Annotated in this window: 29 protein-coding genes; 22 read left to right on the plus strand and 7 right to left on the minus strand. The window is 75.5% G+C overall.

Annotated features, from left to right (window positions below; translation table 11 throughout):
- Positions 1–31: 31 nt before the first annotated feature.
- Positions 32–1234 carry a signal recognition particle-docking protein FtsY gene (gene ftsY, locus IG69_RS0109655; protein WP_051750404.1) on the plus strand — a complete coding sequence of 401 codons (1203 nt, stop codon included), beginning with the start codon at positions 32–34 and terminating at the stop codon, positions 1232–1234.
- A gap of 31 nt (positions 1235–1265) precedes the next feature.
- Here the strand turns inward: ftsY and IG69_RS0109660 are convergent, their stop codons facing one another.
- The gene (locus IG69_RS0109660; RefSeq protein WP_211250989.1) at positions 1266–1652 is read right to left on the minus strand and encodes a thiol-disulfide oxidoreductase DCC family protein; all 387 of its coding nucleotides are present in this window, start codon (positions 1650–1652) and stop codon (positions 1266–1268) included.
- A gap of 141 nt (positions 1653–1793) precedes the next feature.
- On the opposite strand from IG69_RS0109660, the gene IG69_RS0109665 reads away from it, so the two are divergent.
- From IG69_RS0109665 to IG69_RS0109685, 5 genes are read left to right on the plus strand one after another with little or no spacing between them, the layout of a single operon-like run.
- Positions 1794–3191 (plus strand): ammonium transporter, encoded by a 1398-nt coding sequence (locus IG69_RS0109665; RefSeq protein WP_030527956.1) that lies wholly within the window; start codon positions 1794–1796, stop codon positions 3189–3191.
- The gene (locus IG69_RS0109670) at positions 3191–3529 is read left to right on the plus strand and encodes a P-II family nitrogen regulator (protein WP_030527957.1); all 339 of its coding nucleotides are present in this window, start codon (positions 3191–3193) and stop codon (positions 3527–3529) included. Before IG69_RS0109665 ends, IG69_RS0109670 begins: the two co-directional genes overlap by 1 nt.
- A 3-nt stretch (positions 3530–3532) precedes the next feature.
- Positions 3533–5929, plus strand: coding sequence for a [protein-PII] uridylyltransferase (locus IG69_RS0109675; protein ID WP_030527958.1), 2397 nt, complete (start codon positions 3533–3535; stop codon positions 5927–5929).
- A gap of 56 nt (positions 5930–5985) precedes the next feature.
- The gene (gene ffh, locus IG69_RS0109680) at positions 5986–7584 is read left to right on the plus strand and encodes a signal recognition particle protein (protein WP_030527959.1); all 1599 of its coding nucleotides are present in this window, start codon (positions 5986–5988) and stop codon (positions 7582–7584) included.
- The gene (locus tag IG69_RS0109685; protein ID WP_030527960.1) at positions 7581–8396 is read left to right on the plus strand and encodes an alpha/beta fold hydrolase; all 816 of its coding nucleotides are present in this window, start codon (positions 7581–7583) and stop codon (positions 8394–8396) included. Before ffh ends, IG69_RS0109685 begins: the two co-directional genes overlap by 4 nt.
- Here the strand turns inward: IG69_RS0109685 and IG69_RS0109690 are convergent.
- Complete coding sequence (locus IG69_RS0109690; RefSeq protein ID WP_030527961.1) at positions 8386–9669, minus strand: MFS transporter; 1284 nt, start codon at positions 9667–9669, stop codon at positions 8386–8388. The two genes, IG69_RS0109685 and IG69_RS0109690, sit on opposite strands and share 11 nt — an antisense overlap.
- Positions 9670–9671: 2 nt before the next feature.
- Complete coding sequence (locus tag IG69_RS0109695; protein ID WP_030527962.1) at positions 9672–10244, minus strand: winged helix-turn-helix domain-containing protein; 573 nt, start codon at positions 10242–10244, stop codon at positions 9672–9674.
- Positions 10245–10329: 85 nt separating this feature from the next.
- On the opposite strand from IG69_RS0109695, the gene IG69_RS0109700 reads away from it, so the two are divergent.
- The gene (locus IG69_RS0109700; protein WP_030527963.1) at positions 10330–11415 is read left to right on the plus strand and encodes an amidohydrolase family protein; all 1086 of its coding nucleotides are present in this window, start codon (positions 10330–10332) and stop codon (positions 11413–11415) included.
- Positions 11416–11422: 7 nt separating this feature from the next.
- On the opposite strand, the gene IG69_RS0109705 is transcribed toward IG69_RS0109700, so the two are convergent.
- Positions 11423–12376 carry a sulfite exporter TauE/SafE family protein gene (locus IG69_RS0109705; RefSeq protein WP_051750405.1) on the minus strand — a complete coding sequence of 318 codons (954 nt, stop codon included), beginning with the start codon at positions 12374–12376 and terminating at the stop codon, positions 11423–11425.
- Positions 12377–12498: 122 nt separating this feature from the next.
- Here IG69_RS0109705 and IG69_RS0109710 point away from each other — a divergent pair, with 122 nt between their 5' ends.
- The 5 genes from IG69_RS0109710 (at position 12499) to trmD (ending at position 15696) form a co-directional block, all read left to right on the plus strand.
- Positions 12499–12960, plus strand: coding sequence for an RrF2 family transcriptional regulator (locus tag IG69_RS0109710; RefSeq protein WP_030527965.1), 462 nt, complete (start codon positions 12499–12501; stop codon positions 12958–12960).
- A 172-nt stretch (positions 12961–13132) separates the two neighbouring features.
- Positions 13133–13597 (plus strand): 30S ribosomal protein S16, encoded by a 465-nt coding sequence (gene rpsP / locus IG69_RS0109715; protein WP_030527966.1) that lies wholly within the window; start codon positions 13133–13135, stop codon positions 13595–13597.
- A gap of 2 nt (positions 13598–13599) precedes the next feature.
- Positions 13600–13842, plus strand: coding sequence for an RNA-binding protein (locus IG69_RS0109720; protein WP_030527967.1), 243 nt, complete (start codon positions 13600–13602; stop codon positions 13840–13842).
- Between the two features lie 94 nt (positions 13843–13936).
- On the plus strand, positions 13937–14476 hold the full coding sequence (gene rimM, locus IG69_RS0109725; protein ID WP_030527968.1) for a ribosome maturation factor RimM: 540 nt from the start codon (positions 13937–13939) through the stop codon (positions 14474–14476).
- A gap of 5 nt (positions 14477–14481) precedes the next feature.
- A complete protein-coding gene (gene trmD, locus IG69_RS0109730) occupies positions 14482–15696 on the plus strand; it encodes a tRNA (guanosine(37)-N1)-methyltransferase TrmD (protein ID WP_030527969.1) in 1215 nt (404 codons plus the stop codon).
- Between the two features lie 99 nt (positions 15697–15795).
- On the opposite strand, the gene IG69_RS0109735 is transcribed toward trmD, so the two are convergent.
- Positions 15796–16554 (minus strand): ABC transporter permease, encoded by a 759-nt coding sequence (locus IG69_RS0109735; protein ID WP_030527970.1) that lies wholly within the window; start codon positions 16552–16554, stop codon positions 15796–15798.
- 226 nt (positions 16555–16780) lie between these two features.
- Between IG69_RS0109735 and rplS the strand changes: the two genes are divergently transcribed.
- The 5 genes from rplS to IG69_RS0109760 are packed head-to-tail and all read left to right on the plus strand — an operon-like array spanning position 16781 to position 19386.
- Positions 16781–17140, plus strand: coding sequence for a 50S ribosomal protein L19 (gene rplS, locus IG69_RS0109740; protein WP_030527971.1), 360 nt, complete (start codon positions 16781–16783; stop codon positions 17138–17140).
- Between the two features lie 56 nt (positions 17141–17196).
- On the plus strand, positions 17197–17577 hold the full coding sequence (locus IG69_RS0109745; protein ID WP_030527972.1) for a S26 family signal peptidase: 381 nt from the start codon (positions 17197–17199) through the stop codon (positions 17575–17577).
- A complete protein-coding gene (gene lepB / locus IG69_RS0109750; RefSeq protein ID WP_242525814.1) occupies positions 17574–18338 on the plus strand; it encodes a signal peptidase I in 765 nt (254 codons plus the stop codon). The genes IG69_RS0109745 and lepB overlap by 4 nt, the downstream gene beginning before the upstream one ends.
- The gene (locus tag IG69_RS0109755; RefSeq protein WP_036829650.1) at positions 18335–19075 is read left to right on the plus strand and encodes a ribonuclease HII; all 741 of its coding nucleotides are present in this window, start codon (positions 18335–18337) and stop codon (positions 19073–19075) included. Before lepB ends, IG69_RS0109755 begins: the two co-directional genes overlap by 4 nt.
- A complete protein-coding gene (locus IG69_RS0109760) occupies positions 19072–19386 on the plus strand; it encodes a DUF2469 domain-containing protein (protein WP_030527975.1) in 315 nt (104 codons plus the stop codon). The genes IG69_RS0109755 and IG69_RS0109760 overlap by 4 nt, the downstream gene beginning before the upstream one ends.
- A gap of 16 nt (positions 19387–19402) precedes the next feature.
- On the opposite strand, the gene IG69_RS0109765 is transcribed toward IG69_RS0109760, so the two are convergent.
- Positions 19403–20785, minus strand: coding sequence for an NAD-dependent succinate-semialdehyde dehydrogenase (locus IG69_RS0109765; protein WP_030527976.1), 1383 nt, complete (start codon positions 20783–20785; stop codon positions 19403–19405).
- A 180-nt stretch (positions 20786–20965) separates the two neighbouring features.
- Here IG69_RS0109765 and IG69_RS0109770 point away from each other — a divergent pair, with 180 nt between their 5' ends.
- The 5 genes from IG69_RS0109770 to IG69_RS20150 all read left to right on the plus strand — a co-directional run bounded on the left by IG69_RS0109770 (position 20966) and on the right by IG69_RS20150 (position 26302).
- Positions 20966–21370 carry a YraN family protein gene (locus IG69_RS0109770; protein ID WP_051750406.1) on the plus strand — a complete coding sequence of 135 codons (405 nt, stop codon included), beginning with the start codon at positions 20966–20968 and terminating at the stop codon, positions 21368–21370.
- Entirely contained in the window at positions 21367–22908 is a 1542-nt protein-coding gene (locus IG69_RS0109775; protein WP_030527978.1) for a YifB family Mg chelatase-like AAA ATPase, read from the plus strand. The genes IG69_RS0109770 and IG69_RS0109775 overlap by 4 nt, the downstream gene beginning before the upstream one ends.
- A complete protein-coding gene (gene dprA / locus IG69_RS0109780; RefSeq protein WP_036829653.1) occupies positions 22905–24041 on the plus strand; it encodes a DNA-processing protein DprA in 1137 nt (378 codons plus the stop codon). The genes IG69_RS0109775 and dprA overlap by 4 nt, the downstream gene beginning before the upstream one ends.
- 88 nt (positions 24042–24129) lie before the next feature.
- Positions 24130–25041 (plus strand): tyrosine recombinase XerC, encoded by a 912-nt coding sequence (locus tag IG69_RS0109785; protein ID WP_030527980.1) that lies wholly within the window; start codon positions 24130–24132, stop codon positions 25039–25041.
- Positions 25034–26302, plus strand: a complete 1269-nt coding sequence (locus tag IG69_RS20150) for a hypothetical protein (protein WP_036829654.1) — start codon at positions 25034–25036, stop codon at positions 26300–26302. The genes IG69_RS0109785 and IG69_RS20150 overlap by 8 nt, the downstream gene beginning before the upstream one ends.
- On the opposite strand, the gene IG69_RS0109795 is transcribed toward IG69_RS20150, so the two are convergent.
- The gene (locus IG69_RS0109795; protein ID WP_084696710.1) at positions 26289–26915 is read right to left on the minus strand and encodes a murein hydrolase activator EnvC family protein; all 627 of its coding nucleotides are present in this window, start codon (positions 26913–26915) and stop codon (positions 26289–26291) included. The genes IG69_RS20150 and IG69_RS0109795 overlap by 14 nt on opposite strands.
- Positions 26916–26976 lie beyond the last annotated feature (61 nt).

Genomic DNA, 26976 nt, shown 5'->3' on the forward strand with positions numbered 1-26976 from the left:
GCTGCGCCGGTCGCCTTGACAGGATGGCCGGGTGACTGACTCGATCCTCACCTACGTCGGCATCGCCGTCGCCGTCCTCGTCGTCGTCGGGGGCGTGGTCCTCGGGCTCGTCCGCGGACGCGGCGGCGCCGAGCGCGACCTCGAGGCGCCCGAGCGCGGCGACGCCCCGGGCACGCCCGGGCCGGCCGACGCCGACCTCGCCCCGGACGGCGCGATCGGGACGATCGAGCACCCCGGCGAGGTCGTCGAGGAGGAGCCGCCCGCCCCGGCGCCGGCGCCCACCACGACCGTCCCGACGGTCGAGACCCCGGAGGCCCCGGCCGGCCGGCTGCACCGCCTCCGGGCGCGCCTCGCGCGCTCCAACACGGCGATCGGCCGCGGCCTGCTCGCGCTGCTCGCGGGCGGCAAGCTCGACGACGCCGCGTGGGAGGAGGTCGAGGACACCCTCCTCGCCGCCGACCTCGGGGTCGCCGCGACGACCGAGCTCGTCGACGCCCTGCGGACCCGCGTCGCCGTCGAGGGCGTGGCCGACGAGGCCGCCGTCCGCCGCCTGCTGCGCGAGGAGCTGCTCGCCCTCGTCGACCCGTCGATGGACCGCTCGCTCGCCGACGAGCGCGTCGGCGACCGCCCGGCCTGCATCCTCGTCGTCGGCGTCAACGGCACCGGCAAGACGACGACCGTCGGCAAGCTGGCCCGCGTGCTCGTCGCCGAGGACAAGGACGTCGTCCTCGGCGCCGCCGACACCTTCCGCGCCGCCGCCGCCGACCAGCTCGAGACGTGGGGCGGGCGGGTCGGTGTCCCGACCGTGCGCTCCGACCGCGACGGCGCCGACCCCGCGTCGGTCGCCTTCGACGCCGTCAAGGCCGCCGCGGAGCTCGAGGCCGACGTCGTGATCGTCGACACCGCGGGCCGCCTCCAGAACAAGACCGGCCTCATGGACGAGCTCGGCAAGGTCAAGCGCGTCATCGAGAAGCAGAGCCCCGTCGACGAGGTCCTCCTCGTCCTCGACGCGACGACCGGCCAGAACGGCATGAAGCAGGCCGAGGTCTTCGCGCAGGTCGTCGGCATCACCGGCATCGTGCTGACCAAGCTCGACGGCACCGCCAAGGGCGGCATCGTCGTCGCCGTCCAGCGCGCGCTCGGGGTGCCGGTCAAGCTCGTCGGGCTCGGCGAGGGCCCGGACGACCTCGCGCCGTTCGACGCCGAGGCCTTCGTCGACGCGATCATCGACTGACGCCGCCGCCCGGCGCGGCGCCCGGCCCCGCTCAGACCGAGCAGGCCGGCGTCCCGCCGGGCAGCCGGTGCCGGTTGCGCGCCACCCAGAAGTAGATCGCCCGCGCCACCTGGCGCACCCCCGGAACGAGGACGAGGGCCCCGAGCGGGCGCACCCACGGCCGTGACGCGAGCAGCGCCCGCGCGACGGCGTCCTGCGCCGACGACACCCGGCCGTCGGCCGCGACCCACTGGACGGCCTCGGTGCACGCCTGCTCGGTGACCCCGAGCGGCCCGAGGTCGACCTGCTGCCACGGCTCCACGGCGTAGTCGGCGGGGGAGCGGCGCAGGCGCAGGAGCAGCCGCACCGACGAGCTGCAGAAGGCGCAGTCGCCGTCGAAGAGCAGGACCGGGAGCCGGGGCGTCACGGGGGCGGGCACCCCTCCATCGTCGCACCGGGTCTCACGATGCGGGACCGGCCGGACGGCGAAACGCGTTCCTTACACGGACGCCGATCCCGCAACACCGGCGTAACAGGACGCGGCAGGTCGTGAAACCCGGGGCCGTGACAGTACTGGTCCATGAGCACGACACTCCTCCCGCTGGCAGACGCTGCGGAGACCGTCGACTACGCGTCGGCGGGGTTCCTCATCCTCTGCGCCTCCCTCGTCCTCCTCATGACCACGCCCGGCCTCGCGCTGTTCTACGGCGGCCTGACCCGGTCCAAGTCGGTCCTCAACATGATGATGATGTCGTTCGGCGCCATGGGCGTCGTCGGCATCGTCTACGTCCTCTGGGGCTACTCGATGTCCTTCGGCTCCGAGAACGTGGGCGGCATCATCGCCAACCCGTTCGAGAAGTTCGGCCTCGCGAACACCGACGCGGTCATCAACCCGTTCGGCTACGAGGGCTACGGGAACATCCCCGAGCTCGCGTTCGTGGGCTTCCAGCTGACCTTCGCCGTCATCACCGTCGCCCTCATCAGCGGCGCGGTGGCCGACCGCGTGAAGTTCTCGACCTGGATGGTGTTCTCGGGCCTCTGGGTGACCTTCGCCTACTTCCCGATCGCCCACATGGTGTGGGGCGGCGGCCTGCTGTCCGGCGCCGAGACGAGCCTCTCGTCGCTCGTCTTCGGCTCCACCGACGGGGTCGCGAACTTCGCGCCGATCGACTTCGCCGGCGGCACGGTCGTCCACATCAACGCCGGCATGGCGGGCCTCGTCCTCGCCCTGGTCGTCGGGGTCCGGGTCGGCTTCGGCAAGGTGCCGATGCGCCCGCACAACGTCCCGCTCGTGATGATCGGCGCCGGCCTGCTGTGGTTCGGCTGGTTCGGGTTCAACGCGGGCTCCGAGCTCGCCCCCGACGGCACCGCGGCCCTCGTCTGGGTCAACACGACCGTCGCGACCTGCGCGGCGATGATGGGCTGGCTGCTCCTGGAGAAGATCCGCGACGGCCACGCCACCTCCGTCGGCGCCGCGTCCGGTGTCGTCGCCGGCCTCGTCGCCATCACCCCGGCCTGTGGTGCCCTCTCGCCCCTCGGCTCGATCGTCCTCGGCCTCGTCGCCGGCGCCCTGTCGGCCTACGCGGTCGGCCTCAAGTTCAAGTTCGGCTTCGACGACTCGCTCGACGTCGTCGGCGTCCACCTCGTCGCCGGCCTCTGGGGCACCATCGGCGCGGGACTGCTCTCCACGAGCACCGGCCTCTTCTACGGTGGTGGCGTGCAGCAGACCGTCGTCCAGGTCCTCGTCGCGCTCGCCTCGCTCGTCGTCTCGGGTGTCGTCACCCTCGTCATCGCCCTGGCCCTCAAGGCGACGATGGGCTGGCGCATCCCGGAGGACGTCGAGGTCGCCGGCATCGACCAGGCCGAGCACGCCGAGTCCGCCTACGAGCTCGCGACCCGCGGCGGCCGCCTCGGCGGGGCCACCCCCGCCCCCGCCACCCGCAGCAGCGAGAGCCTCGACCTCGAAGGAGCCAAGTGATGAAGCTCGTCACCGCCATCATCAAGCCGCACCAGCTCGACGAGGTGAAGGAGGCCCTCGAGGCCTTCGGCATCCAGGGCATGACCATCAGCGAGGCCCAGGGCTACGGCCGCCAGCGCGGGCACAGCGAGGTCTACCGCGGCGCGGAGTACACCGTGGACTTCGTCCCGAAGACCCGCCTCGAGGTCCTCGTCGACGACATGGACGCCAGCTCGGTCGTCGACGTCGTCCTCAAGGCCGCGCAGACCGGCCGCATCGGTGACGGGAAGGTCTGGGTGACGCCCGTCGAGGAGGTCGCCCGGGTCCGCACCGGGGAGCGCGGGGTCGAGGCGATCTGAGCGATGGCCACCTCCTCGAGCGACATCGGCTCCCGGAGGCTCGACCTGGCCGGCACCCGCGACTTCGCCGTCGCCGGTGCCGGCCGGGCGCGCCGGGAGGCCCTGTCCACGTTCAACCGGGCGTGGCTGGCCGAGGTCTGGCGCACCGCGACCGGCGGGGTGCGCCTCGAGGGGGTGGCCCTGGCCGCCGTCGGCAGCCTCGGGCGCGGTGACGCCGGGCCCCTGTCCGACTACGACCTCGTCCTCCTGCACTCCGAGCGCTCCCTGCCCGCCAAGGAGCTGACCGCCCTTGCCGACCGGGTCTGGTACCCGATCTGGGACGCCGGGGTGCGCCTGGACCACAGCGTGCGCACGGTCACGCAGTGCCGCCAGGTGGCGGCCGCCGACCTCACCGCGGCCGTCGGGATGCTCGACCTCGCCGCGGTGGCGGGGGACGCCGAGCTCGTGACCGCCGCCCGCTCCACCGTCGCCCACGACTGGCGCGGCAACGCCCGCAAGCGCCTGCCGCAGCTCGTCGAGGCGCTCGGCTCCCGGCACGCCCGCCAGGGCGACCTCGCGCAGTCGATCGAGCCCGAGCTCAAGGAGGCCCACGGCGGCCTGCGCGACATGACCGTCCTCGCCGCGCTCGCCGAGGCGTGGCTCGCCGACCGCCCGCACGGGGGCGTCGACCGCGCCCACGAGCTGCTCCTCGACGTCCGCGACGCGGTCCACGTCGTGACCGGCCGGGGCCGCGACCGGCTCGGGCGCGAGGACCACGACGCCGTCGCCGCGCTGCTCGGCTTCCCGGACGCCGACGACCTGCTGACCGCCGTCTCCGGTGCCGGCCGGCTCATCGCCTACGCGCTCGACGGCACCGTGCGCCGCGCCGGGCAGTCGCAGCGCGCCCGCACGCTGCGGGTCGGCCCGCGCCGCCCGCAGATGACGCCGCTCGGGCACGGCTACTTCGCGAGCGACGGCGAGGTCGTCCTCGGCTCCTCGCGCCTCGCCGAGACCGACGACGGGATGGCGCTGCGCGCCGGGGTCGTCGCCGCGCGGGCCGGCCTGCCGGTCGCCCCGACGACCCTCGAGAACCTCGCCTCCCACGTGCCCGCGCTCCCGGTGCCGTGGCCGCAGGCCGCGCGCGACCTGCTCGGCGACCTCCTCGCCTCCGGCCCCGGGCTCGTCACCGTCTGGGAGGGGCTGGACCAGGTCGGCGTCGTCGAGCAGTGGCTGCCCGAGTGGGCCGCCGTCCGCTCGCGCCCGCAGCGCAACGCCGTGCACCGCCACACGGTCGACCGGCACCTCGTCGAGACCGTCGTCCGCGCGGCCGGGCTCGTGCGCCGCACCTCGCGCCCGGATCTGCTCCTCGTCGCCGCGCTGCTCCACGACATCGGCAAGGTCCGCGGCGCGCACGACCACTCGGTGACCGGCGCCGAGACGACGCGCACCGTCGCGACCCGGTGGGGGTTCCCGCCGCGCGACGTCGAGGTCCTCGTCACGCTCGTGCGCGAGCACCTGACGCTCATCGAGCTCGCGACCCGTCGCGACCACCAGGACCCCGCCACCGTCGACGCCGCCGTCGAGGCCGTCGGCGGCGACCGCGAGGTGCTCGAGCTGCTGCTCGCGCTCTCGGAGGCCGACGCCTCGGCCGCCGGCCCGCTCGCGTGGACCGACTGGCGCTCGACGCTCTTGGACCAGCTGGCGAACGCCGTCCGGGCGCGCCTCGACGCGCCGCAGCCGGTGCCGGCCTCCGCGGGGCCCGAGACGCCGTCCGGGCCGGGCGCGCTCGCCCCCGAGGTCGCGGCCGCGGTGCGCGCCGGTGAGCCGAGGGTCACCGTCGTCTCGGGCGGCGGGTCGCACCGCCTCGACATCGTCGACCTCGACCGGGTCGGGCTGTTCGCCGACACCGCGGGGCTGCTCGCCGCCGAGGGCCACACGGTGCGCACGGCCATCCTGCGCACGGTCGACGGCATCGCCATCGACGAGTGGCACGTCGAGTCCCCGTCGGGCGCCGTCCCGGACCCCGAGCGCATCGTCCGCGGCCTCGCCCGGCTCGGCCGTGGCGACCGCGCGCCGCTGCAGACGCTCGACCGCCGCCGCGCCCACCTGCCCCGGCCCTCGCGGGAGTCGGGCATCGGCTCGCCGGGCCAGGCGCGGGCGCTCGTCGTGCCCGGGGCCAGCACCGAGGCGACCGTGCTCGAGGTGCGGGCGCAGGACCGGCCGGGGCTGCTCCACGAGCTCGGGGCGGCGCTCGCCGGCGCGGGGATGTCGGTCCGCTCGGCGCACATCGCGACCTACGCCGGGCAGACGCTCGACACCTTCTACCTCACCGGCGCCGACGGGCTGCCGCTGCCGCCGGCCCGGGTGGCCCAGGCGGTCAGCCTCGTCATCGACACGTGCGACGGGGTCGGGCCGGCCTGAGGCGCCCCGGACGGTCTCGGTCCGGCGGGGCGTCCACCAGTCGTTAGGCTGTGCCGGTGTTCACGAGCCTGTCCGACCGCCTGACCGAGACCTTCCGCAACCTGCGGACCAAGGGCCGCCTCAGCGAGTCCGACGTCAACAGGACGGTGCGCGACATCCGCCTCGCGCTCCTCGACGCCGACGTCGCCCTGCCGGTCGTCAAGGCCTTCACCGGCAGCGTGCGCGAGCGCGCCCTCGGGGCCGAGGTCAGCGAGGCGCTCAACCCGGCGCAGCAGGTCGTCAAGATCGTCAACGAGGAGCTCGTCGGCATCCTCGGCGGCGAGACGCGCAGCATCCGCTTCGCCAAGCAGCCGCCGACCGTCATCATGCTCGCCGGCCTCCAGGGCTCGGGCAAGACGACCCTCGCGGGCAAGCTCGCCTTCTGGCTCAAGGAGCAGGGGCACACCCCGATGCTCGTCGCGGCCGACCTCCAGCGCCCGAACGCCGTCACCCAGCTCGAGGTCGTCGGCCAGCGCGCCGGCGTGCCGGTCTACGCGCCCGAGCGCGGCAACATCGCCGGCCACGACGTCGTCGGCGGCGACATCGAGGGCACCCGCTCGCACGGCGACCCGGTCCGCGTCTCGCGCGACGGCATCGCCGAGGCCCGCGCCCGCCAGCACGACGTCGTCATCGTCGACACCGCGGGCCGCCTCGCGGTCGACGCCGACCTCATGCAGCAGGCCGCCGACATCCGCGCGGCGATCCAGCCCGACGAGGTCCTCTTCGTCATCGACGCGATGATCGGCCAGGCGGCCGTCGAGACCGCCGAGGCCTTCCTCGAGGGCGTCGACTTCACCGGGGTCGTCCTCTCCAAGCTCGACGGCGACGCCCGCGGTGGCGCGGCGCTCTCGGTCGCGTCGGTCACCGGCCGGCCGATCATGTTCGCCTCGACCGGCGAGAACACCAAGGACTTCGAGGTCTTCCACCCCGACCGGATGGCCTCGCGCATCCTCGACATGGGTGACGTCCTCACCCTCATCGAGCAGGCCGAGAAGGCGTTCGACCGCACCCAGGCCGCCGAGATGGAGCGCAAGTTCCTCGCGGCCGAGGACTTCACGTTCGACGACTTCCTCCAGCAGATGGCCGCCATCAAGAAGATGGGGTCCCTCAAGTCGATCCTCGGCATGATGCCGGGCATGGGCCAGATGAAGGCCCAGCTCGACGCCTTCGACGAGCGCGAGTTCGACCGGGTCGAGGCGATGGTCCGCTCGATGACCCCGTTCGAGCGCAACCACCCCAAGCAGATCAACGGCTCGCGCCGCGCCCGCATCGCGAAGGGCTCGGGCGTCACGACCTCCGAGGTCAACCAGCTGCTCGAGCGCTTCGGCGAGGCGCAGAAGATGATGAAGCAGCTCGCCAAGGGCGGCGGCATCCCCGGCATGCCCGGGATGGGCTCCGGCCCCGGCAAGCGCGGCCGCCAGCAGGCGCCGCAGCGCAAGAAGTCCAAGTCGGGCAACCCGGCCAAGCGGGCGGCCGAGGAGCGCGCGGCGGCGCAGAAGGCCGCCCAGGCCCCGCCCTCGGGCGCGAGCTTCGGCAGCGGCGGCGGCGACCTCGACCCCGCCGCCTTCGACCCGGCCAACCTGCCGAAGGGCTTCGACAGGTTCCTCGGGAAGTGACCACCCCCGGCCTGAACACGCTCGCGGTCGGCACCGACGGCCCGCGGGTCGCGTTCCTCCACGGGCTCTTCGGCCAGGGCCGCAACTGGACCCAGATCGCCAAGGCCCTCGCCGGCCCCGACGGCACGGGCGCACGCTGCCTGCTCGTCGACCTGCCCGACCACGGGCGCTCGCCGTGGAGCGAGGAGTTCTCCTACGAGGGCTACGCGGCGGCCGTGGCGGCGACCCTCGCCGAGGCCGCGCCGGGGGAGCGCTGGGTCGTCGTCGGCCACAGCCTCGGCGGCAAGGTCGCGATGGTCCTCGCGCTGCGGCACCCCGAGCTGCTCGGGAGCCTCGTCGTCGTCGACATCGCCCCGAAGGGCTACGGCGACCTCGACCGGTTCCGGGGCTACATCGACGAGATGCACGCCCTGCCGCTGGCCGAGCTGACCAGCCGTGCGGACGCCGAGGCGCGCTTCCGCGAGCCCGACCCCGGCGTCAAGGCCTTCCTCCTGCAGAACCTGCGGCGGCACGGCAGCGACTGGTCGTGGCAGGCCAACCTCGCGCTCGTGCGCGCCGACGCCGAGCGGGGGAGCGCCTCGCTCATCGCGGACTTCCCGGACCTCGGGGACGCGGTGTGGGACGGTCCCGTCGTCTGGCTGGCCGGCTCCGAGTCCGGGTACGTGCGTCCCGACGACGTGCCGGGGATGCGCGCGCACTTCCCGCGCGTGCGCCTCGTGACCGTCAAGGGCGCCGCCCACTGGGTGCACACCGACGCGCCGCAGGTCGTCGTCGAGACGCTGCGCCGCGTCGTCCGCTCGGTCAGCCCCTGACGGCGGGGTCCGGGTCCGGCACGTCGTCGATGGCCCGGACGCGCAGCACCGGGCTGCCGACGAGCCAGAGCACTGCCAGCGCCGCGACGAGGGCCGCGAGCGCGATCGCCGGCCCCGTCCCGACGAGCCCCGCGAGCGCGCCGCCGAGCAGCGCCCCGAGGGGGCGCACCCCGTAGTTGACGGTCGTGAACGCGCCCTGGACCCGGGCGCGGACGGCGTCCGGGATGGACGCCACCGTCACCGCGTTGACGTTGACGTCGAAGAGCATCACGCCGAAGCCGGTCACCGCCTCGACGGCCGCGAGCACCGACGCCTTCGCGAGGTCCGACCCGTCGGCGAGGACGAGCGCGGACGTCGGCACCGTGAAGAGCAGCAGCCCGACGACGCCGGTGCGCCCGATGCCCAGACGCCTCGAGACCCGTCCGGCGACCACCGCGCCGAGCAGCCCACCCGAGGCGCCGAGCCCGAGGGCCAGGCCGATCGTGCCGGCGGAGAGCCCGAGCTCGCGGCTGGCGAAGACGACGAGCAGGGCCTGCACGACGAAGGTGAAGAGGTTGACCCACGACACGCAGCGCAGCAGCGGCGCGAGGATCGGGTCGCACCAGACGTACCGCACCCCGTCGGCGACGCGCCGGCGCAGCGACGAGCCGTCGTCCGGGGCGGGCTCGCGGTCGGGCACGTCGGCGCTGCGCAGCAGGCCCGCGGAGGCGAGGAACGAGAGCCCGTCGACGACGAGCGCGTACGGGGCGGTGAGCAGCTGGACGAGGCTGCCACCGAGCGCGGGGCCGGCGACGAACGAGACCGAGCGGGTCGCGGCGAAGTGCCCGTTGGCCTCGACGTAGCGCTCGCGGGGCACGAGCGCGACGAAGAACGGCTGCCACGCGGAGCGGAAGAGGGTCGACCACGCCCCGAGCAGCAGGGCGACGGCGAGCAGGTGGCCGAAGGTGAGCGCCCCGAGCGCTGCGGCGACCGGGACGGTGAGGACGACGAGCGCGCGGGCGAGGTCGGCGGTGACGAGCAGCGCGCGCGGCCGGGGTCGCCGGTCGACCCAGGTGCCGACGAGCAGCGCCAGGAGGTTGGGCAGCCAGACGACCGCCGTGAGCAGGGCGACCCGCGAGGCGCTCTCGTCGAGGACGGTGACGGCGACGAGGGGGACGGCCAGCTCCGAGACGCGGTCGCCGAGCTCGGACACCGTCTGTGCGCCCCAGGCGGTGGCGAACCGCCGGCCGCGCCAGAGCGGGGCGGTCGGTGCGAGGGGCGGGGCGCCGGCCACGCTCAGCCGTCGCGCTCGGGCATCACGTGCCGCAGGACGTGGACGAGGCGCGCGCCGGCGGGGGTGGAGGCGGGGTCGGTCTTGCGGTGGACGTAGGGCGCGAGCAGCTCCTCCCACGCGGCCTCGAGCGCGAGCAGCTCCTCGCGGGTGACGAGCACGCGGGTGCTCGAGCGCCCAGCGACCTCCTGCCACGCGGGGGGCAGGTCGGGCTCGGTGTCGCGGTGCCAGTCGCCGACGACGTCGCCCTCGACCTCCTCGACGACGCGGGCGAGGGCCCGGCCGGCCTCGAGCGCACCCGGGCCGTCGGCGGACAGCCGGTAGCCCCGGCTCGCGGCCTCCCACCAGCGCTCGCGCCCGGACCCCGGCACCGCGGCGTCGCGGACCATCCCGTGCTCGGCGAGGTGGCGCAGGTGCCAGCTCGTGACCGACGGCGTCGCGCCGACGACGGGGGAGAGGCGGGTCGCCGTCGAGGGGCCGTGACGCTGCAGCTCGCCGAGGAGGCGGACGCGCACCGGGTGTGCGAGGGCCCGCATCCCGCGGGCGTCGAGCTCGAGGTCGTCGTACGCGTTGGCCATCCCGGCCTCCTCCCTGATCTGAGAGGACCGTATCGAGAGAGTTCTCTCACGTCAACGGACGAGGGCCGTTGGCTAGGGTCGGCGCATGACAACGGTGCTGCACCTCACGGGACCCGTCCTCGTCGGCCGGGAGGAGGAGCGGCCCGAGGCGTGGGTCCTCGGCGGCCGGCTGACCTTCGAGCGCCCCGTGGGGGACCACGACGTCACGACGATCGTGGGATGGGTGCTGCCCGGCCTCGTCGACGCGCACTGCCACGTCGGCCTCGTCGCCACCGGCGCGACGGACGCCGCGACCGCGGAGGCGCAGGCCACGACCGACCGCGACGCCGGCACGCTCCTCATCCGGGACGCCGGCTCGCCGAGCGACACCCGCTGGGTCGACGACCGCGCCGACCTGCCGCGGATCATCCGGGCGGGGCGGCACATCGCCCGCACGCGCCGCTACATCCGCAACTTCGCGTGGGAGGTCGAGCCCGACGAGCTCGTCGACCGGGTGCGGCTCGAGGCGCGCGCCGGCGACGGGTGGGTCAAGCTCGTCGGCGACTGGATCGACCGCGGGGCCGGCGACCTCACGCCGTGCTGGCCGGTCGACGTCCTCACCGAGGCGGTGGCCGCGGCCCACGAGGAGGGCGCTCGGGTCACGGCGCACTGCTTCGGCGAGCAGAGCCTGCACGACTTCGCCGCCGCGGGCACCGACTGCATCGAGCACGCGACCGGGCTTGTGCCCGAGAGCATCGACGCGTTCGCCCGGCAGGGCATCGCCATCGTGCCGACGCTCGTCAACATCGACACCTTCCCGCAGATCGCCGCGCCGGCCCGCGAGAAGTTCCCCGACTACCACCGGCACATGCTCGACCTCCACGCCCGCCGCTACGAGACGGTCGCGGCGGCGCACGAGGCCGGGGTGCCGGTCTACGTCGGCACCGACGCGGGCGGCTCCCTGCCCCACGGTCTGGCCGGCCAGGAGGTCGAGCGGCTGACCCGCTGCGGGTTCTCGGCGCTCGACGCCGTCGACGCCGCGACCTGGTCGGCCCGCGCCTGGCTCGGCAGGCCCGGGCTGGAGGAGGGGGCCGAGGCCGACCTCGTCGTCTACGCCGAGGACCCGCGGGCCGACGTCGGGGTGCTCGGGCACCCCGTGGCCGTCGTGCTCCGCGGGTCCGTCGTCGGCTGAGCGAGCCTCAGCCGCGCGGGGCGGCCTCGGGGTCGGTGGCGTCCTCGAGGACGGCCAGGTCGCGGTCGAGCTCGCGGTCCAGCCGCGCCTCCTCGGCCCGCTCGGCGCGGTGCGCCCGCAGCGACCAGGCGACGGCTGCGGCCCACACGAGGTAGAGGACGGCGTAGACCGCCCAGCGGGTGCCCTCGGACGCGTCGACCCAGTCGCTCTTGAGGATCGTCCGGGTGTTGGTGAGGACGATGACGCCGCCGACGGCCGAGCCGAGGACGCGCGGCGGCACGTGCCGCACGAGCCACGCCGCGATGGGCGCCGCGACGAGACCACCCGCGAGCAGGGCGAGCACCCAGGCGAAGTCGATGTCCTCCGACCCCAGGGCGAGGAGGAAGCCGAGGCTCGCCGCCACCGAGACGAGGAACTCGCTCGTGTCGACCGAGCCGACGACCTTGCGCGGCTCGAGGCGGCCGCTCGCGAGAATGGCCGGCGTGCCGACCGGGCCCCAGCCGCCGCCGCCGGTGGAGTCGACGAAGCCGGCGACGAGGCCGAGCGGCGCGAGGAAGCGCGAGCGCAGCGGGTGGCCGAGGCGGTCCTTGCGCAGGCCCTTGACGGTGAAGCGGACGAGCACGTAGACGCCGAGGGTCAGGAGGATGAGCGACATGACCGGCGCCGCGACGGAGGTGTCGAGGCTGGAGAGGAAGGTCGCGCCGGCGAAGGCGCCGACCGCGCCCGGGATGCCGATCTTCAGCACGACCCGCCAGTCGACGTTGCCGAACTTCCAGTGCGAGGCGCCGGAGGCGAGCGTCGTGCCGATCTCGGCGAGGTGGACGGTCGCGGACGCGGCCGCGGGGTTGGTGCCGATGGCGAGCAGCAGGGTCGTCGAGGTGACCCCGTACGCCATGCCGAGCGACCCGTCGACGAGCTGGGCGCCCAGACCGACGAGGGCGAGGAGAACGAGACGCCGCACGGCGACCCCCTGCGAATAGATGAAACCTAGCGGACAAGTAGGGAATATAGGGATGAGGGGGCACGGCGCGCAAGGGTTTCCCGGAACCCGGACCGGTGGCGCCCGGGTGGAAGGATGACGGCGTGGACATCTCCGCCCGCGCCGACTACGCCGTCCGTGCCCTCCTCGTGCTCGCCGAGGACCCGACGGCGGACCGGGCCCACCCCTCCGACGAGCTCGCGCGGCGGGCCGGCGTCCCGGCCAAGTTCCTCGAGGCGATCCTCGGCGACCTGCGCCGCGCGGGGTTCGTCTCGAGCCGGCGCGGCAGCTCGGGCGGCTACCTCCTCGCCCGCCCCCCGGCCGAGATCACGCTGGGGGAGGTCCTGCGCACCGTCGACGGCCCGCTCGCGGAGGTCCGGGGGCAGCGGCCGCACGAGACCCACTACGAAGGGTCGGCCGAGCACCTCGCGACGGTGTGGGTGGCGGCGCGGGCCGCCCTGCGCCGGGTCCTCGACGAGACGACGCTGGAGCAGGTGCTCGAGGGTCGCCTGCCCGAGCACGTGCGCGCCATGGCCGAGCTGCCCGACGCGTGGGAGAGCCGCTGACCGGGCCGATTCGGCCGCGGGCGCGCGCTCTGGCAGACTGGGCCGCTGTACCCGTCCGGGCCCGCCCCTCCCGTGTGGCCCTGGACCGGACGCCTACACACCGGGCGTCGGCTCCCCGCACGCAGATCGTGCGGTCTCGCCGCGTCCACGAACCGAAAGTGGGACCGCCACCGTGGCCGTCAAGATTCGTCTCAAGCGGATGGGCAAGATCCGCACCGCCATCTACCGCGTCGTCGTCATGGACTCGCGCACCAAGCGCGACGGCCGGGCGATCGAGGAGATCGGCAAGTACGACCCCAACCAGGAGCCGTCGCTCATCGAGATCGACATGGAGCGCGCGGACTACTGGGTCGCCCAGGGCGCCCAGCCGACCGAGGCCGTCGCGGCCCTCCTCAAGCACTACAAGGACGGCACCCTCAAGGTCGCCGAGCCGAAGACCTCGAAGAAGGACATCTACGAGGCCGCCGTCGCCGCCGCGGGCAAGGCCGAGGCCGACGGTGGCGCCGCCACCACCCCGCGCAAGAAGGCCGCCGCGAAGAAGGCCGACGACGCCCCTGTCGCCGCCGACACCGAGGGCAGCGCCGCCGCGGCGGAGTCCACGGACGCCGACGCCGACGCGTCCGCCGACAAGGCCTGACCGTGCTCGAGGAGGCTCTCGAGCACCTCGTGACCGGCATCGTCGACCACAAGGACGAGGTGCAGGTCCGTCGTCGTGACCTGCGCCGTGGCGAGGTCCTCGAGGTGCGCGTGCACCCCGACGACCTCGGCCGCGTCATCGGTCGCTCCGGCCGCACCGCCAGCGCGCTGCGCACCGTCCTCGGTGCCCTCGCCGGCGGCAAGCCGGTCCGCATCGACATCGTCGACACCGACCGGGTCCGCTGACCCGCGTCACCCGTGACGGCGGGGCGCCCCACACCGGGGTGCCCCGCCGTCCGTCGTTCCCCCCGTTCCCTCCGTCCCCCGAGAGGATGTCCGCGTGAGCGAGTCCACCGTCGTCGCCCGGATCGGCAAGCCGCACGGCCTGCGCGGCGAGGTCACCGTCCGCCTGCACACCGACGAGCCCGAGCTGCGCCTCGCGGTCGGCGCCGTGCTCGCGACCGAGGCCGAGTCCGGCTCGGGGGTCCCGCGGGCCCTCACCGTGCGCTCGACCCGCGTGCACAACGGCATCTGGCTGGTGGCCTTCGAGGAGGTCCCCGACCGCACCGGCGCCGAGGGCCTGCGCGGCACCCGGCTCGTCCTCGACGCGGACGCCCCCGAGATCGCCGACGAGGACGACGAGGACCTCTTCACCGAGGCCGAGCTCGTCGGGCTCGCGGTCCACACGCCGGCCGGCGAGCGGATCGGCGAGGTGACCGGGCTCGTCATCGGCGCCGCCCAGGACCGGCTCGCGGTGCGCCTGGACGACGGGCGCACCGGCGAGGTGCCGTTCGTCGCGGCGCTCGTGCCCGAGGTCGACGTCGCGGGCGGCCGCGTCGTCGTCGACGCGCCGGGCGGCCTGTTCGACCTCGAGGACTGACCCCGGTGCGCCTCGACGTCGTCTCGATCTTCCCGGAGTACCTCGCGCCGCTCGACCTCTCGCTCATCGGGAAGGCGCGGCGCGACGGGCTGCTGGACCTGCACGTCCACGACCTGCGCGACTTCGCCCACGACCGGCACCGCACCGTCGACGACAGCCCGTTCGGCGGCGGCGCCGGGATGGTCATGAAGCCCGAGCCGTGGGCCGGGGCGCTCGAGCACGTCGTGACCACCGGGGCGAGCGACGCCGCCCCCGTGCCGCACCTGCTCGTTCCGGGGCCGGGCGGCGTGCCCTTCACGCAGGCGATGGCCCACGAGCTCGCGGCCGAGCCGTGGCTGGCCTTCGCTTGCGGCCGCTACGAGGGGCTCGACGAGCGCGTCTACGAGCACGCGGCGGAACGGATGCGCGTCACCGTCGTCTCGCTCGGTGACTACGTGCTCAACGGGGGAGAGGTGGCGGTGCTCGCGGTCGTCGAGGCCGTCGCGCGGCTGCTGCCGGGCGTCGTCGGCAACGCCGAGTCGCTCGTCGAGGAGTCGCACGAGGGTGGCCTGCTCGAGTACCCCGTCTACACCCGGCCCGCGCTCTGGCAGGACGGTGGCACGACCCGCGAGGTGCCGCCCGTGCTGCTCTCGGGCGACCACGCGGCCATCGCCCGCTGGCGCCACGAGCAGCGGGTCGCCCGCACGGTCGCGCGGCGTCCGGACCTCGCCGCCCCCGCCGCGGCCGTCGGCGGCCTCGACGACCTCGACGTGCGCCCCGCCGTCCCGGCCGACGCCCCCGAGCTGCTCGTCCTCCAGCGCGCCTGCTGGATGCAGGAGGGGCGCATCTCGGGCTCGTGGCACATCCCGCCGCTCGAGGAGACCCTCGAGGACGTGGCGCGGGGCCTCGGCGAGTGGACGACCTGGGTGGTGCGGGTGCCCTCGCTCGACGGGTCCGGCCGGCTCGTCGGCTCGGTCCGCGGCCGCGTGCGCCCCGATGACCCGACGGTCTGGGAGACAGGCCGGCTCATGGTCTCCCCGGACCTCCAGGGCCGCGGCCTCGGGCGCGACCTGCTCGCGCTCGCGGAGGCCGGTGCGCCGCAGTCGGTCTCGACGTACTGGATCAACACCGGCCGGGTCAGCGAGGCGAACATCCGGCGCTACAAGCGCGCGGGCTACCGGCTGCTGCCCGGCGAGGGCTCCTTTCCCGGAACCGTCGACCTCACGAAGCGCCGCCGCTGACCTGCCCGCGCGTCCCGACATTTCGGGGTCACCCCGAAATGTCCACGAGACAAGACCTCCGAGCCGGGGTTTCGTGGACGAACCGGGGTCTCGAGCCCGTCAGGGGCGCAGCGCCGCCCGCAGGTCGTCCGGCAGGAGCAGCGCCCGGCCGATGAGCCGCTCGGCGACGACGGCGGTCACCGTCTGCGCCGCCATGATGCCGACGAGGACGAGCACCTGCGCCGCGGCGGCCTGCGCCGGGGTGCCGCCGCCGAGGAGGACGCCGATGAACGCGCCCGGCAGGGTGACGACGCCGGCGGTGCGGACCTGGTCGAGCCCCGGGACGAGCGCCTCGGGGATGCGCCGGTGCACGACCTCCTCGACCGCCTGGGCGCGGGTCAACCCGAGCGACAGCCCCGCCTCGTACTGCCCGTGCTCCTCGCGCAGCGCGGCGAAGGCCCGCCGGCAGGTCAGGGTGTGCCCGTTCATCGTGTTGCCGGCGATGATGCCGACGACCGGCACGAGCGCCAGCCCCGTCGGCGGGACCGTCCGCGTCGCGAGCACGACGACGACCACGGGCAGGAGGCCGGCGAGCATCGCGACGGTCGCCCACGGCCAGGCGCGCGTGGCCTCGACCCGTCGCACGGTCGTCACGACGGCGATCGTGAACATCACGCAGAGCAGGACGACCGACAGGGCGAGGGAGCGCACGACGGCGGTGATGACGAGCGCGGCGACCCCGAGCTGGCCGATCGCCCGGGCCATCGCGAGCACCGGGGACGCCGGCCGGGGCAGGCGGCCGACGACGTAGCCCCCCACCGTCACGGCGAGGAGCAGGACGACGGCGAGGGCGACGGGCAGGCCGGGGTCGATCGTCACCCCGGAAGCCTAGGGCCGCGCGACTCGGCGGATTTCTCCGGACCCGTCGTCCTCTGGCAGACTGGACCGCTGCGTCACCCCACACCGTCGGCCCCCGCCACAGGGGGAGTGCCCCGGACCCCGGTCCGAGCAGCGGCATGCGGCCGGGTGGTGACGTTCCCGTCAGCGAGAAGCAGTACCGACAGCACGCGGATGACCTGTGGCAGCCCGCGAGAACGGATCCACCATGCAGCGTTTCGACGAGCTCGACCGCGCGTCGCTCAAGGCCGACATCCCGGACTTCCGCGCCGGTGACACGGTCAACGTCCACGTGAAGGTCGTCGAGGGCACCCGCTCGCGCATCCAGGTCTACAAGGGCGTCGTCATCCGTCGCCACGGCGGCGGCGTCGGCGAGACCTTCACCGTCCGCAAGGTCTCCTTCGGTGTCGGCGTCGAGCGGACCTTCCCGCTCCACACCCCGATCATCGACAAGATCGAGGTCGTCACCCGCGGTGACGTCCGTCGCGCGAAGCTCTACTACCTGCGCGAGCTGCGCGGCAAGGCCGCCAAGATCCGCGAGAAGCGCGAGACCCCGGCCAACGCCTGAGACGCGAGCCGACCACCCGGGCGCGGCGCACATCCACGAGGACTACCCTCGGGCGAGTGACTGCCCCGACCGCCACCGACCCGGTGCCCGCCACGGCGCGCACCGGGTCGTGGCGTCCCGGGGTGCTCGGCGTCCTCGTCGTCGCCGTCCTCGTCGGTGCCCTCGTGCGCGGTCTGCTCCTCGAGAGCTACCACGTCCCGACCGCCGGCTACGCCCCCACCCTCGAGCCAGGAGACCGTGTGCTCGTCCTCAAGACCGACCACCACGTCGACGCCGGTGAGCTCGGGCTCGTCGAGACCGACGGGGCGCTGCGGCTCGCGCCGTCGACCGACCTCGCCGGCACCGGCTCCGACGTCGTGGGCACCGTCCTGTGGCGGTTCTGGCCGCTGGACCGGATGGGCTCCGTCGGCACGATCCCCGGTCCGGGTCTCCCGTGACCGCCCCCGAGACCACGCGCGGCGAGAACCCGGTGCCCCCGACCCAGCAGCCCGAGCAGCACCGCTCGACGGCCGGGCTGCTCGGCGCGGCCGTCAAGGAGGTCGCCCTCGTCCTCGTCATGGCGATGGTGCTCTCCTTCGTCGTCAAGACGTGGCTGCTCCAGGCCTTCTTCATCCCCTCCGGCTCGATGGAGGACACGCTCCTCGTCGGGGACCGCGTCGTCGTCTCCAAGCTGACCCCGGGCCCCTTCGACCTCGAGCGCGGTGACGTCGTCGTCTTCGAGGACCCGGGCGGCTGGCTCGGCGAGACCCCGACCACGCCCCGCACCGGGGTGTCCGGGACCATCCACGACGCGCTCGTCTTCGTCGGGCTGCTGCCCAGCGAGTCCGAGGACCACCTCATCAAGCGCGTCATCGGCCTACCGGGCGACCGCGTCGTCTGCTGCACGGCGCAGCGGCAGCTGAGCATCAACGGCAAGGCCGTCGACGAGCCGTACCTCAAGCCGGGGGACGTCGCCAGCTCGATCACCTTCGACATCACGGTGCCCGCGGGCCACGTCTGGGTCATGGGCGACCACCGCTCCGACAGCGAGGACTCGCGCTACCACGACGACGCCGGTGACGGCAGCGACGGCTCGGTGCCGATCAGCCGGATCACCGGTCGCGCCGTCGGCATCGTCTGGCCGTTCTCGCGCCTGGACTGGCTCTCCGACTTCCCCGAGGCCTTCTCGGGCGTCCCCGCCCGTCCGTCCGGCTCGTGAGCCCCGCCCCCTCCTCGACGAAGCCCAGCCTGCGGGTCGAGCGGCAGCTGCAGCGCGACGGGCACCGCATCCTCGCCGGGATGGACGAGGTCGGCCGCGGCGCGCTCGCGGGTCCGGTCACGGTCGGGGTCGTCGTCATCGACGAGACCTGCCGCAGCGCCCCGCAGGGCGTGCGCGACTCCAAGCTGCTCCAGCCGCACGTCCGCGAGGCGATGGTCCCGCGCATCGAGCGGTGGGCCCTGTGCCACGCCGTCGGGCACGCGAGCGCGGCCGAGATCGACGAGGTCGGCATCATCGCGGCCCTGCGGCTGGCCGGGACGCGGGCGCTCGCGCAGTGCGGCGTGCGTCCCGACCTCGTCATCCTCGACGGCAACCACGACTGGCTCACCGCCCCCGAGGACGTCGGGCTGTTCGCCTTCGGGCACGACGCGCCCGTCGCGACCCCGCCGGTCACGACGATGGTCAAGGCCGACCTGCGCTGCTCGTCGGTCGCGGCGGCCTCCGTCCTCGCCAAGGTGACGCGCGACCGCATCATGGTCGACCTCGGCGCCGAGGACGGCGAGCACGCCGCGTACGGCTGGGTGGGCAACAAGGGCTACGCCGCCCCGGACCACCTCGAGGCCCTGCGCGCGCACGGTCCCTCGGTGTGGCACCGACGCTCGTGGCGGCTGCCCGGCACGATGGACGATGATGGCCCGGTGACCGGGACGAAGCTGACGAGCGTGGGGGAGCGATGAGCTCGGAGGACCTCGAGAAGTACGAGAGCGAAGCCGAGCTGGCGCTCTACCGCGAGTACCGCGACGTCGTCGGGCTCTTCAGCCACGTCGTCGAGACCGAGCGGCGCTTCTACCTCTGCAACAGCGTCGACGTGAAGGTGCGCTCCGACGGCGGCGAGGTCTTCTTCGACGTGACGATGCACGACGCGTGGGTCTGGGACATCTACCGGCCGGCGCGCTTCGCGAAGACCGTCCGCGTCGTCACCTTCAAGGACGTCAACGTCGAGGAGCTCGCGAAGTCCGAGCTCGAGCTCCCGAAGGGCGAGTTCTAGGCCCTCCCGCCGCGGGTCACCGGGCGCCGGGCTCGTGGACGAGCTTGGTGTTGACGAACTCGCGGATGCCGAGCGTCCCGAGCTCGCGCCCGACGCCGGAGCGCTTGGTGCCGCCGAAGGGCAGGTCGGCCATGGACCCCTGCATCGAGTTGACCCACACCATGCCGGTCTCCAGGCGCGCGACGACGTCGGCCACGGCGTCCCGGTCGGTGCCGAAGACCGCCCCGCCGAGGCCGAAGGGTGACGCGTTGGCGAGCTCGACCGCGGCATCGGCGTCGGCGACCCGGTGGACGACGGCGACCGGGCCGAAGAGCTCCTCGTCGAAGGCGCGCATCCCCGGTGTGACGCCGGTGAGGACCGTCGGCGTGACCCACGCACCGGGGCGGTCGGGCCGCTCGGCGCCGCCGACGACCGCGGTGGCGCCCCGGTCGAGGGCGTCCTGCACCTGCTCGACGAGGGTGGTGGCCGCGGCCTCCGAGGCCATCGGGGCGAGCGTCGTCCCCGGGTCGGTGGGGTCGCCGGGGCGCAGGGCGGCGACGGCGGCGGCGAAGCGCTCGAGGAACGCGTCGTGGACGGCGTCGACGATGAGGATCCGCTTGGCGGCGTTGCACGCCTGGCCGCAGTTCTGCATCCGGCCCAGGACGGCGTGCTTGACGGCACGGTCCAGGTCGGCGTCGGCGAGGACGACGAAGGGGTCGGAGCCGCCGAGCTCGAGGACGACCTTCGTGAGGTGGCGCCCGGCCTGCGCGGCGACGGCCGAGCCGGCGCGCTCGCTGCCGGTGACCGAGACCCCGGCGACCCGCGGGTCGGCGACGAGGTCGGCGACCTGCTCGTCGGTGGCGAGCAGCACCTCGTAGCACCCGTCGGGCAGACCTGCGTCGTGCCACACCTGCGCGGCGGCGAGGGCGGACTCGGGACACTGCGGGGCTGGCTTGAGGAGGATGGTGTTGCCCGCGACGAGGTTGGGCGCGGCCAGCCGGACCGCCTGGTAGTAGGGGAAGTTCCACGGCATGACCCCGAGCAGCGGGCCGACCGGCTCGTGGCGCAGGTGGGCGCGACCACCACGGCGCGGGTTCAGCAGCTCGTCGGCGAGCATCGCCGGGCCGTCGTCGGCGTAGTAGGCGCAGATGTCGGCCACGAGCGAGAGCTCGCCCCTCGCCTCGCCCGTGCGCTTGCCCATCTCGCGGGTGACGAGCGCGGCGAGGGCGTCGCGTCGCTCGGCGAACAGCTCCCCGGCGCGGCGGACGACGGCCGCCCGCTCCTGCACCGGGACGGCCCGCCAGGCGCGCTGCGCGGTGTGCGAGCGGCCGAGCGCGGCCTCGACCTCGGCGTCGGTCGCCGTGGGGTGCTCGGCGAGGAGCTCGTTGCGCGTGGGGTCGACGACGCGGTAGGCGGTCACGGGCTGCTCCTGGTCTCGCGGGCGGGGAGGACCCGATGCTGGCACGCGCCGGCGACACCCGTCCCCGTCCGGACGGCCGGGTCGGCGCGGTCGTCCACAGGCGCGCCGCCGCGCGGTCGTCGTCCACAGATGTCCACGGGGGGCTGTCGTGAGGCCGACCGGCCGGGCTTGGCTGGCCGCATGACGACGCCCGACTCCCCACCGCCCACCCCTCCGCCCACCCCTCCGCCCGACCCCCGCCGCGGGCTCGGCCGCTACGGGGAGGACCTCGCTGCGCGCTTCCTCGAGGAGCGGGGGATGCGCGTGCTCGAGCGCAACTGGCGCTGCGAGCACGGCGAGGTCGACCTCGTCGCGCTCGACGGGCGCTGCCTCGTCATCTGCGAGGTCAAGACCCGGCGCGGCACCGAGTTCGGCGACCCGGTCGAGGCGGTGACCGTGGCCAAGGCGCTGCGCCTGCGGCGGCTCGCGGCCGTGTACGCCCGGGCCCACCCCGGCGCCGAGCGGGTCCGGATCGACGTCGTCGGCGTGCTGTGCCGCCCGGGGGAGGCGCCCCGGGTGCGGCACGTCGTCGGGGTGGGGTCGTGACCTTCGGGCTCGGGCGCACCCGGGCGGTCGCCCTGAGCGGGCTCGACGGCACCCTCGTCGACGTCGAGGCCCACGTCGCGGCTGGCCTGCCGGGCTTCACGGTTGGCGGCCTCCCCGACACCGCCTGTGCCCAGGCGCCCGACCGGGTGCGGGCGGCGGCCGCGACGGCCGGCTTCCCGGTCCCGCCGCACCGTGTCACGGTCAACCTGTCCCCGGCGTCGGTGCCCAAGCGGGGCTCGGGCTTCGACCTCGGCATCGCCGTGGCCGTGCTCGCCGCGTCGGGGGTGCTCCCGCGCGGGGCGGTGGAGCCGGTCGTGCACCTCGGCGAGCTCTCGCTCGACGGTCGGCTGCGCGGGGTGCGCGGTGTGCTGCCGGCCCTGCTCGAGGCCGCCCGCCGCGGGGCGCGCCACGTCGTCGTCCCCGTCGAGAACGTCGCCGAGGCCCAGCTCGTCGACCGGCTCGTCGTCCACGGCGCCCGCACCCTCGAGGAGGTCGTCCGCTGGTACCGCGAGCCGGCCCCCGGCGGGCTGCCGGTCGCCGAGCGGGCGAGCGACACCGACAACGAGCCCGACCGGCGGCCCGACCTCGCCGACGTCGTCGGCCAGCCGGAGGCGCGCGTCGCGCTCGAGCTCGCGGCCACCGGCGGGCACCACCTGCTGATGACGGGACCGCCGGGGGTCGGCAAGACGATGCTCGCCGAGCGCCTCGTCACCGTCCTGCCCCGGCTGGGGCGCGAGGAGGCGCTCGAGGTGCACGCGGTGCGCAGCCTCGTCGCCCCGGTCGGCGAGGTGGCGCGCCTGGAACGGACCCCGCCCTTCGTCGCGCCGCACCACAGCACCTCCACCGCCGCCCTCGCCGGTGGGGGCTCCGGGATCGTCCTGCCCGGCGCGGTGTCGCGCGCGCACCACGGCGTCCTCTTCCTCGACGAGGCGCCTGAGTTCAAGTCCTCGGTGCTCCAGACGCTGCGGCAGCCGCTCGAGAGCGGGGAGGTCGTCATCGCCCGGGCCAAGGCCCTCGTGCGCTACCCGGCGCGCTTTCTGCTGGTCCTCGCCGCCAACCCCTGCCCGTGCGGGATGGCCTTCGGCAAGGGCACCGAGTGCCGGTGCAGCGCCCACGACCTGCGCGCGTACACGACCAAGCTGTCCGGCCCGTTGCTGGACCGGGTCGACCTGCGCGTCCACGTGCCGCCGGTGCGCCCCGCGGCGTTCGGCGACGAGACGGGGGAGCCCAGCGCGGTCGTCGCGGCCCGGGTCCTCGCCGCGCGCGGTGCCCAGGCCGAGCGCTGGCGCGGAGCCGGCTGGAGCGTCAACGGTCTCGCGCCCGGCCACGTCCTGCGCCGCCCGCCCTACCGCCTCGCCCCGTCGGTCACCGCCGTCATCGACCGCGCGCTCGACACCGGCGGGCTGAGCCTGCGCGGGTACGACCGGGTGCTCCGGGTGGCGTGGTCCGCCGCCGACCTCGCGGGACGCACCACCCCCGGGCGCGAGGAGGTCGCCCTCGGGCTCCAGCTGCGCCGCGCCGAGGGGACGGCGGCATGACCGGGGGCGTGTCGCCGCTCGAGCGCGACGAGCGCTGGGCTCGGGTGGCGCTGTCCTACCTCGTCGAGCCCAAGCACGGACCCACCGTGCGCGCGGTCGCGGAGCAGGGCGGGGTGGCGGCGCTCGCCGCGATCCGCGAGCGACGGGCCGAGGGCGGCGGGGAGGTCTACGTCCGCGTGCCGGCGCTGGACCTGCCCGGGCTGGCGGCCGCGGTCGCGGCGGCCGGCCTCCGGGTCCTCGTCCCGGGCGACCCGGAGTGGCCGACCGCCCTGGACCGGCTCTCGTCCCCGCCGTACTGCCTGTACGTGCGGGGGAGCGTGGACGTCGGCGCCCTCACCGAGCGGTCCGTGGCGGTCGTCGGCTCCCGCACGGCGACCGCGTACGGGCTCCGGGTGGCCGCCGAGCTCGGCGAGGGCCTCGCCGGCCGCGGGTGGACCGTGGTCAGCGGCGCGGCCTTCGGCATCGACGCGGCGGCCCACCGCGGGGCGCTCGCCGCCGAGGGGGACACCGTCGCCGTGCTCGCGTGCGGGCTCGACCGCGCCTACCCGCGGGCGCACGAGCGCCTCATCGGCGCGGTCGCCGCGACGGCCGCCGTGGTCGGCGAGGTGCCGCCCGGGGCCGAGCCGCTGCGGGGCCGCTTCCTCGCCCGCAACCGGGTCATCGCCGGGCTCGCGCGGGCCACGGTCGTCGTGGAGGCCGGGCTGCGGTCGGGCTCCCTCTCGACGGCGCGCGAGGCCCGTGACCTCCTGCGGCCCGTCGGGGCGGTCCCCGGCCCCGTGACCAGCCCGACGTCCGCCGGCTGCCACGAGCTCGTCCGCGAGACCGGGGCCGTGCTGGTCACCGACGTCGCGGACGTGGTCGAGCTCGCCGGGCGCATCGGCGAGGACCTCGGGGCGCCCCGCCGGGCCGAACCTCGGCCCACCGACTCGCTCGACCCGACCGAGTACGCCGTCTGGGCGGCGGCGCCGCTGCGACGGTGGTTCCTACCCGAGCGCCTCGCCGCGCTCTCGGGCACCGACCCGGTGCGGCTCCCGGCCGCGCTCGCGGTGCTCGAGGTCCTGGGGTTGCTGGAGCAGGCGGACGGCCGCTGGCGCAAGACCGCGGCCGGCGCGGCGGTCCCGCGGACCGGATGACGACGTGCCCGGGCGCCTGCGTGGACGAACGGTTGATGTTGCGGCGGTTCCCGTTGCGTGGCGGGAGGCCCGATGACACCGTGTGGGCGTGACCGCCCCCGAGCCAGAGGTGCTGTCCGCGTTCGAGCGTCATCTGCGTGCCGAGCGCGGCCGCTCCGAGAACACCGTCCGCGCGTACACGCGCGACGTCTCGGCCTTCCTCGGCGCGGCCGGGGTCGAGGACGACGCCGGTCTCCGGTCGGTCACCCTCGCGGACCTGCGTGGGTGGCTCGGCTCCGTCGCCCGCTCCGGAGCCGCCCGCTCCACGCTCGCCCGCACCTCCGCCTCCCTGCGCACCTTCTTCCGCTGGTGCGAGCGCACGGGACGCGTCGAGCAGGATCCCTCGCTCCGGCTCGCGGCCCCCCGCCGTCACCGCACGCTGCCCCCGGTGCTCACACAGCGGTCGGCCGGCGCCCTGCTCGAGGTCGCGGCGACCGCGGCCGACGACGACGACCCCGTCCACCTGCGCGACCGCGCGGCCCTGGAGCTGCTGTACGCCACCGGGATCCGGGTGAGCGAGCTGACCGGGCTCGACGTCGACGACGTCGACCTCGACGCCTGCGTCGCGCGTGTCGTCGGCAAGGGCGACAAGGAGCGGCGGGTGCCGTTCGGCACCCCGGCGCGCGACGCCGTCACCGAGTGGCTCGAGCGGGGCCGCCCACGCCTGGTGGTCGGCGGCAGCGGGCCCGCGCTCCTGCTGGGTCGTCGCGGCCGACGCGTCGACCCGCGGCAGGTCCGCGACGCGGTGCACCGCCTGCTGGCCCACGTCCCCGACGCGCCCGACCTGGGGCCGCACGGGCTCCGTCACAGCGCCGCGACCCACCTGCTCGAGGGCGGGGCGGACCTGCGGATGGTCCAGGAGCTGCTCGGCCACGCCTCGCTCGCGACGACCCAGATCTACACGCACGTGTCCGTCGACCGCCTCAAGCGGTCCTTCGCGCAGGCCCACCCCCGTGCCTGAGGTGCCCGGCGTCGTGGGGGACACCGCGTACCCGGAGTGGATCTCCGAGGTCCGGCGCCTCTACCTGGAGCCGAAGGACCTCACGGAGATCAGCCTCGAGGAGGCGCTGGCCGAGGCCGAGGCGGCCCCGAAGCGCAGCCGGCTCGCCCGCCGCTTCCGGCGCACCGACAGCCCCGCAGACCTCACGGCGCTCGGGGCCGACGAGGACGAGCCGTCGTCGGCCGAGCCATCGACCCCCGAGCCGTCGACCGGGCCCCACCCGGACGCCCACGTGCTTGCCGCGGGCACCGCCGCTCAGGTCGCGGCGCGTGGCGCCCACCTGCGAGCCGTCGACGACCGCCTCGGCCTCGACCTCGAGGACTCCTCGGCGCTCCCCGCCTCGGTGCTCCCCGCCGCCACGCAGGCCCCGACGGCGGCGGTCCCGGCGTGGTTCGCTGCCCCCGAGCCCGAGCCCGAGCCCGAGCCCGAGCCCGAACCCGAGCCCGAGCCCGAGCCCGAGCCCGAGCCCGAGCCCGAGCCCGCCGTGACCGTCGTGGCCGACGCCGCTCCGGCCCCGGCCGTCCCCGCCGCCGACGCGCCCAGCCGGTGGTGGGACGACACCCCGCCCCCGGTCGAGGACGACGTGCCCGTCGGGCCGGTCGCGCCGCCCGCGTCCGCGCCCGTGCCGGCGACGGCGGGCGAGCCGGACGAAGAGCGGCCCGCCCCGCGACGCTCGTGGTGGGACGACTCGCTGCCCGAGGACCTCGACGACGAGCCCGCACCCGAGCCCTCCCCGGCCCACGACCTCGCCGAGCGGGCTGTCTCCTCGGCGTCCTCGCCGGACGGCCACCCGGGCGCGCCCGGGCCGGTCGGCGGTACCGACAGCGACACCGACGCCACCGCGACCGCTGCGGTCGTGCGCCGCAGCGACCTCCACGGCCGGTCCCGCCGCGGGTTCTCCGTGCGGCGTCCCGGGCGCGCGGGGCTGCGTGGGGCCGACGCACCGGCCGCAGCACCGGCCGACGGCGGACCACCCGAGGCAGATGCAGGCCGGTCGAGGACACGTGCCCGGCGGGCGGCCCACGGAAGGGGCGAGGCGCCGGCGCCCCGTCGCCGGCTGGCGCTCTTCCTGGCGATCGCCCTCGTCGTCCTCCTCGCCGCCGCCTGGTGGCTGGCGCGCCCCGACGCCCCGTCCGCAGCGGCACCGGCCGGCCATGGGCCCCTGGCGGCGGCGGTCGTACCGGCCGCCGGCGCCGCGGCGCCGCCTGTCACCGCACGCTGACCCCCGTCGCCCCGAGGGGCAGCAGCCGGACGTGGCCGCCTCCGACGAGGAGCGGGAGCGGGTCGAGGTAGGCGCCCTCACGTCGGGCTCCGAGGTGGAGGCACGCACGCCGACCGCAGTGGGCGGACACCGGTCCGAGCAGCCCCAGCCGCCCGCCGGCCGCGACCTCGTCGCCGACGTGCACCTCGGGGACGACCGGCTCGTACGTGCTCTCCAGCCCGTCGTGGTGCCGCAGGGTCACCGTGCCCCGGCCGGCGACGACGCCGGCGTGCGTCACCCTCCCCGCCTCGACCGCCAGCACCGGGGTCGCGCCCGCGACCCCGAGGTCGAGCCCGCGGTGGCCCGGACCGTAGGCCGACGCCGGCGGCGCGAAGCGGCGCACGACCCCGGGCACGGGCGTGGCCGGCCAGCGCCACCGAGCATGACCGACCGGGGAGTCGGCGCCCGGCGCGCCGGGGACCGCGCTCGCGGCCGGCGGGCCCGTCGCCGTCGCCGCCGCAGCCGACGGGCCGGACGCGACGGACCCCGGAGCCCCACCCCTGACCGACGCGCCGACCGCGAGGGCGAGGCCCGCCGCCACGAGGAGCGCTCCCACGGTGCCGGTCGTCGTCATGGGTCGAGCCTCGACCGCGCGCCGGGCCGGGGCCAGGGGGCCCGGAGCATCTGTGGACGAC

The sequence above is a fragment of the Phycicoccus jejuensis genome (assembly GCF_000720925.1).
Taxonomy (GTDB): Bacteria; Actinomycetota; Actinomycetes; order Actinomycetales; family Dermatophilaceae; genus Phycicoccus; species Phycicoccus jejuensis.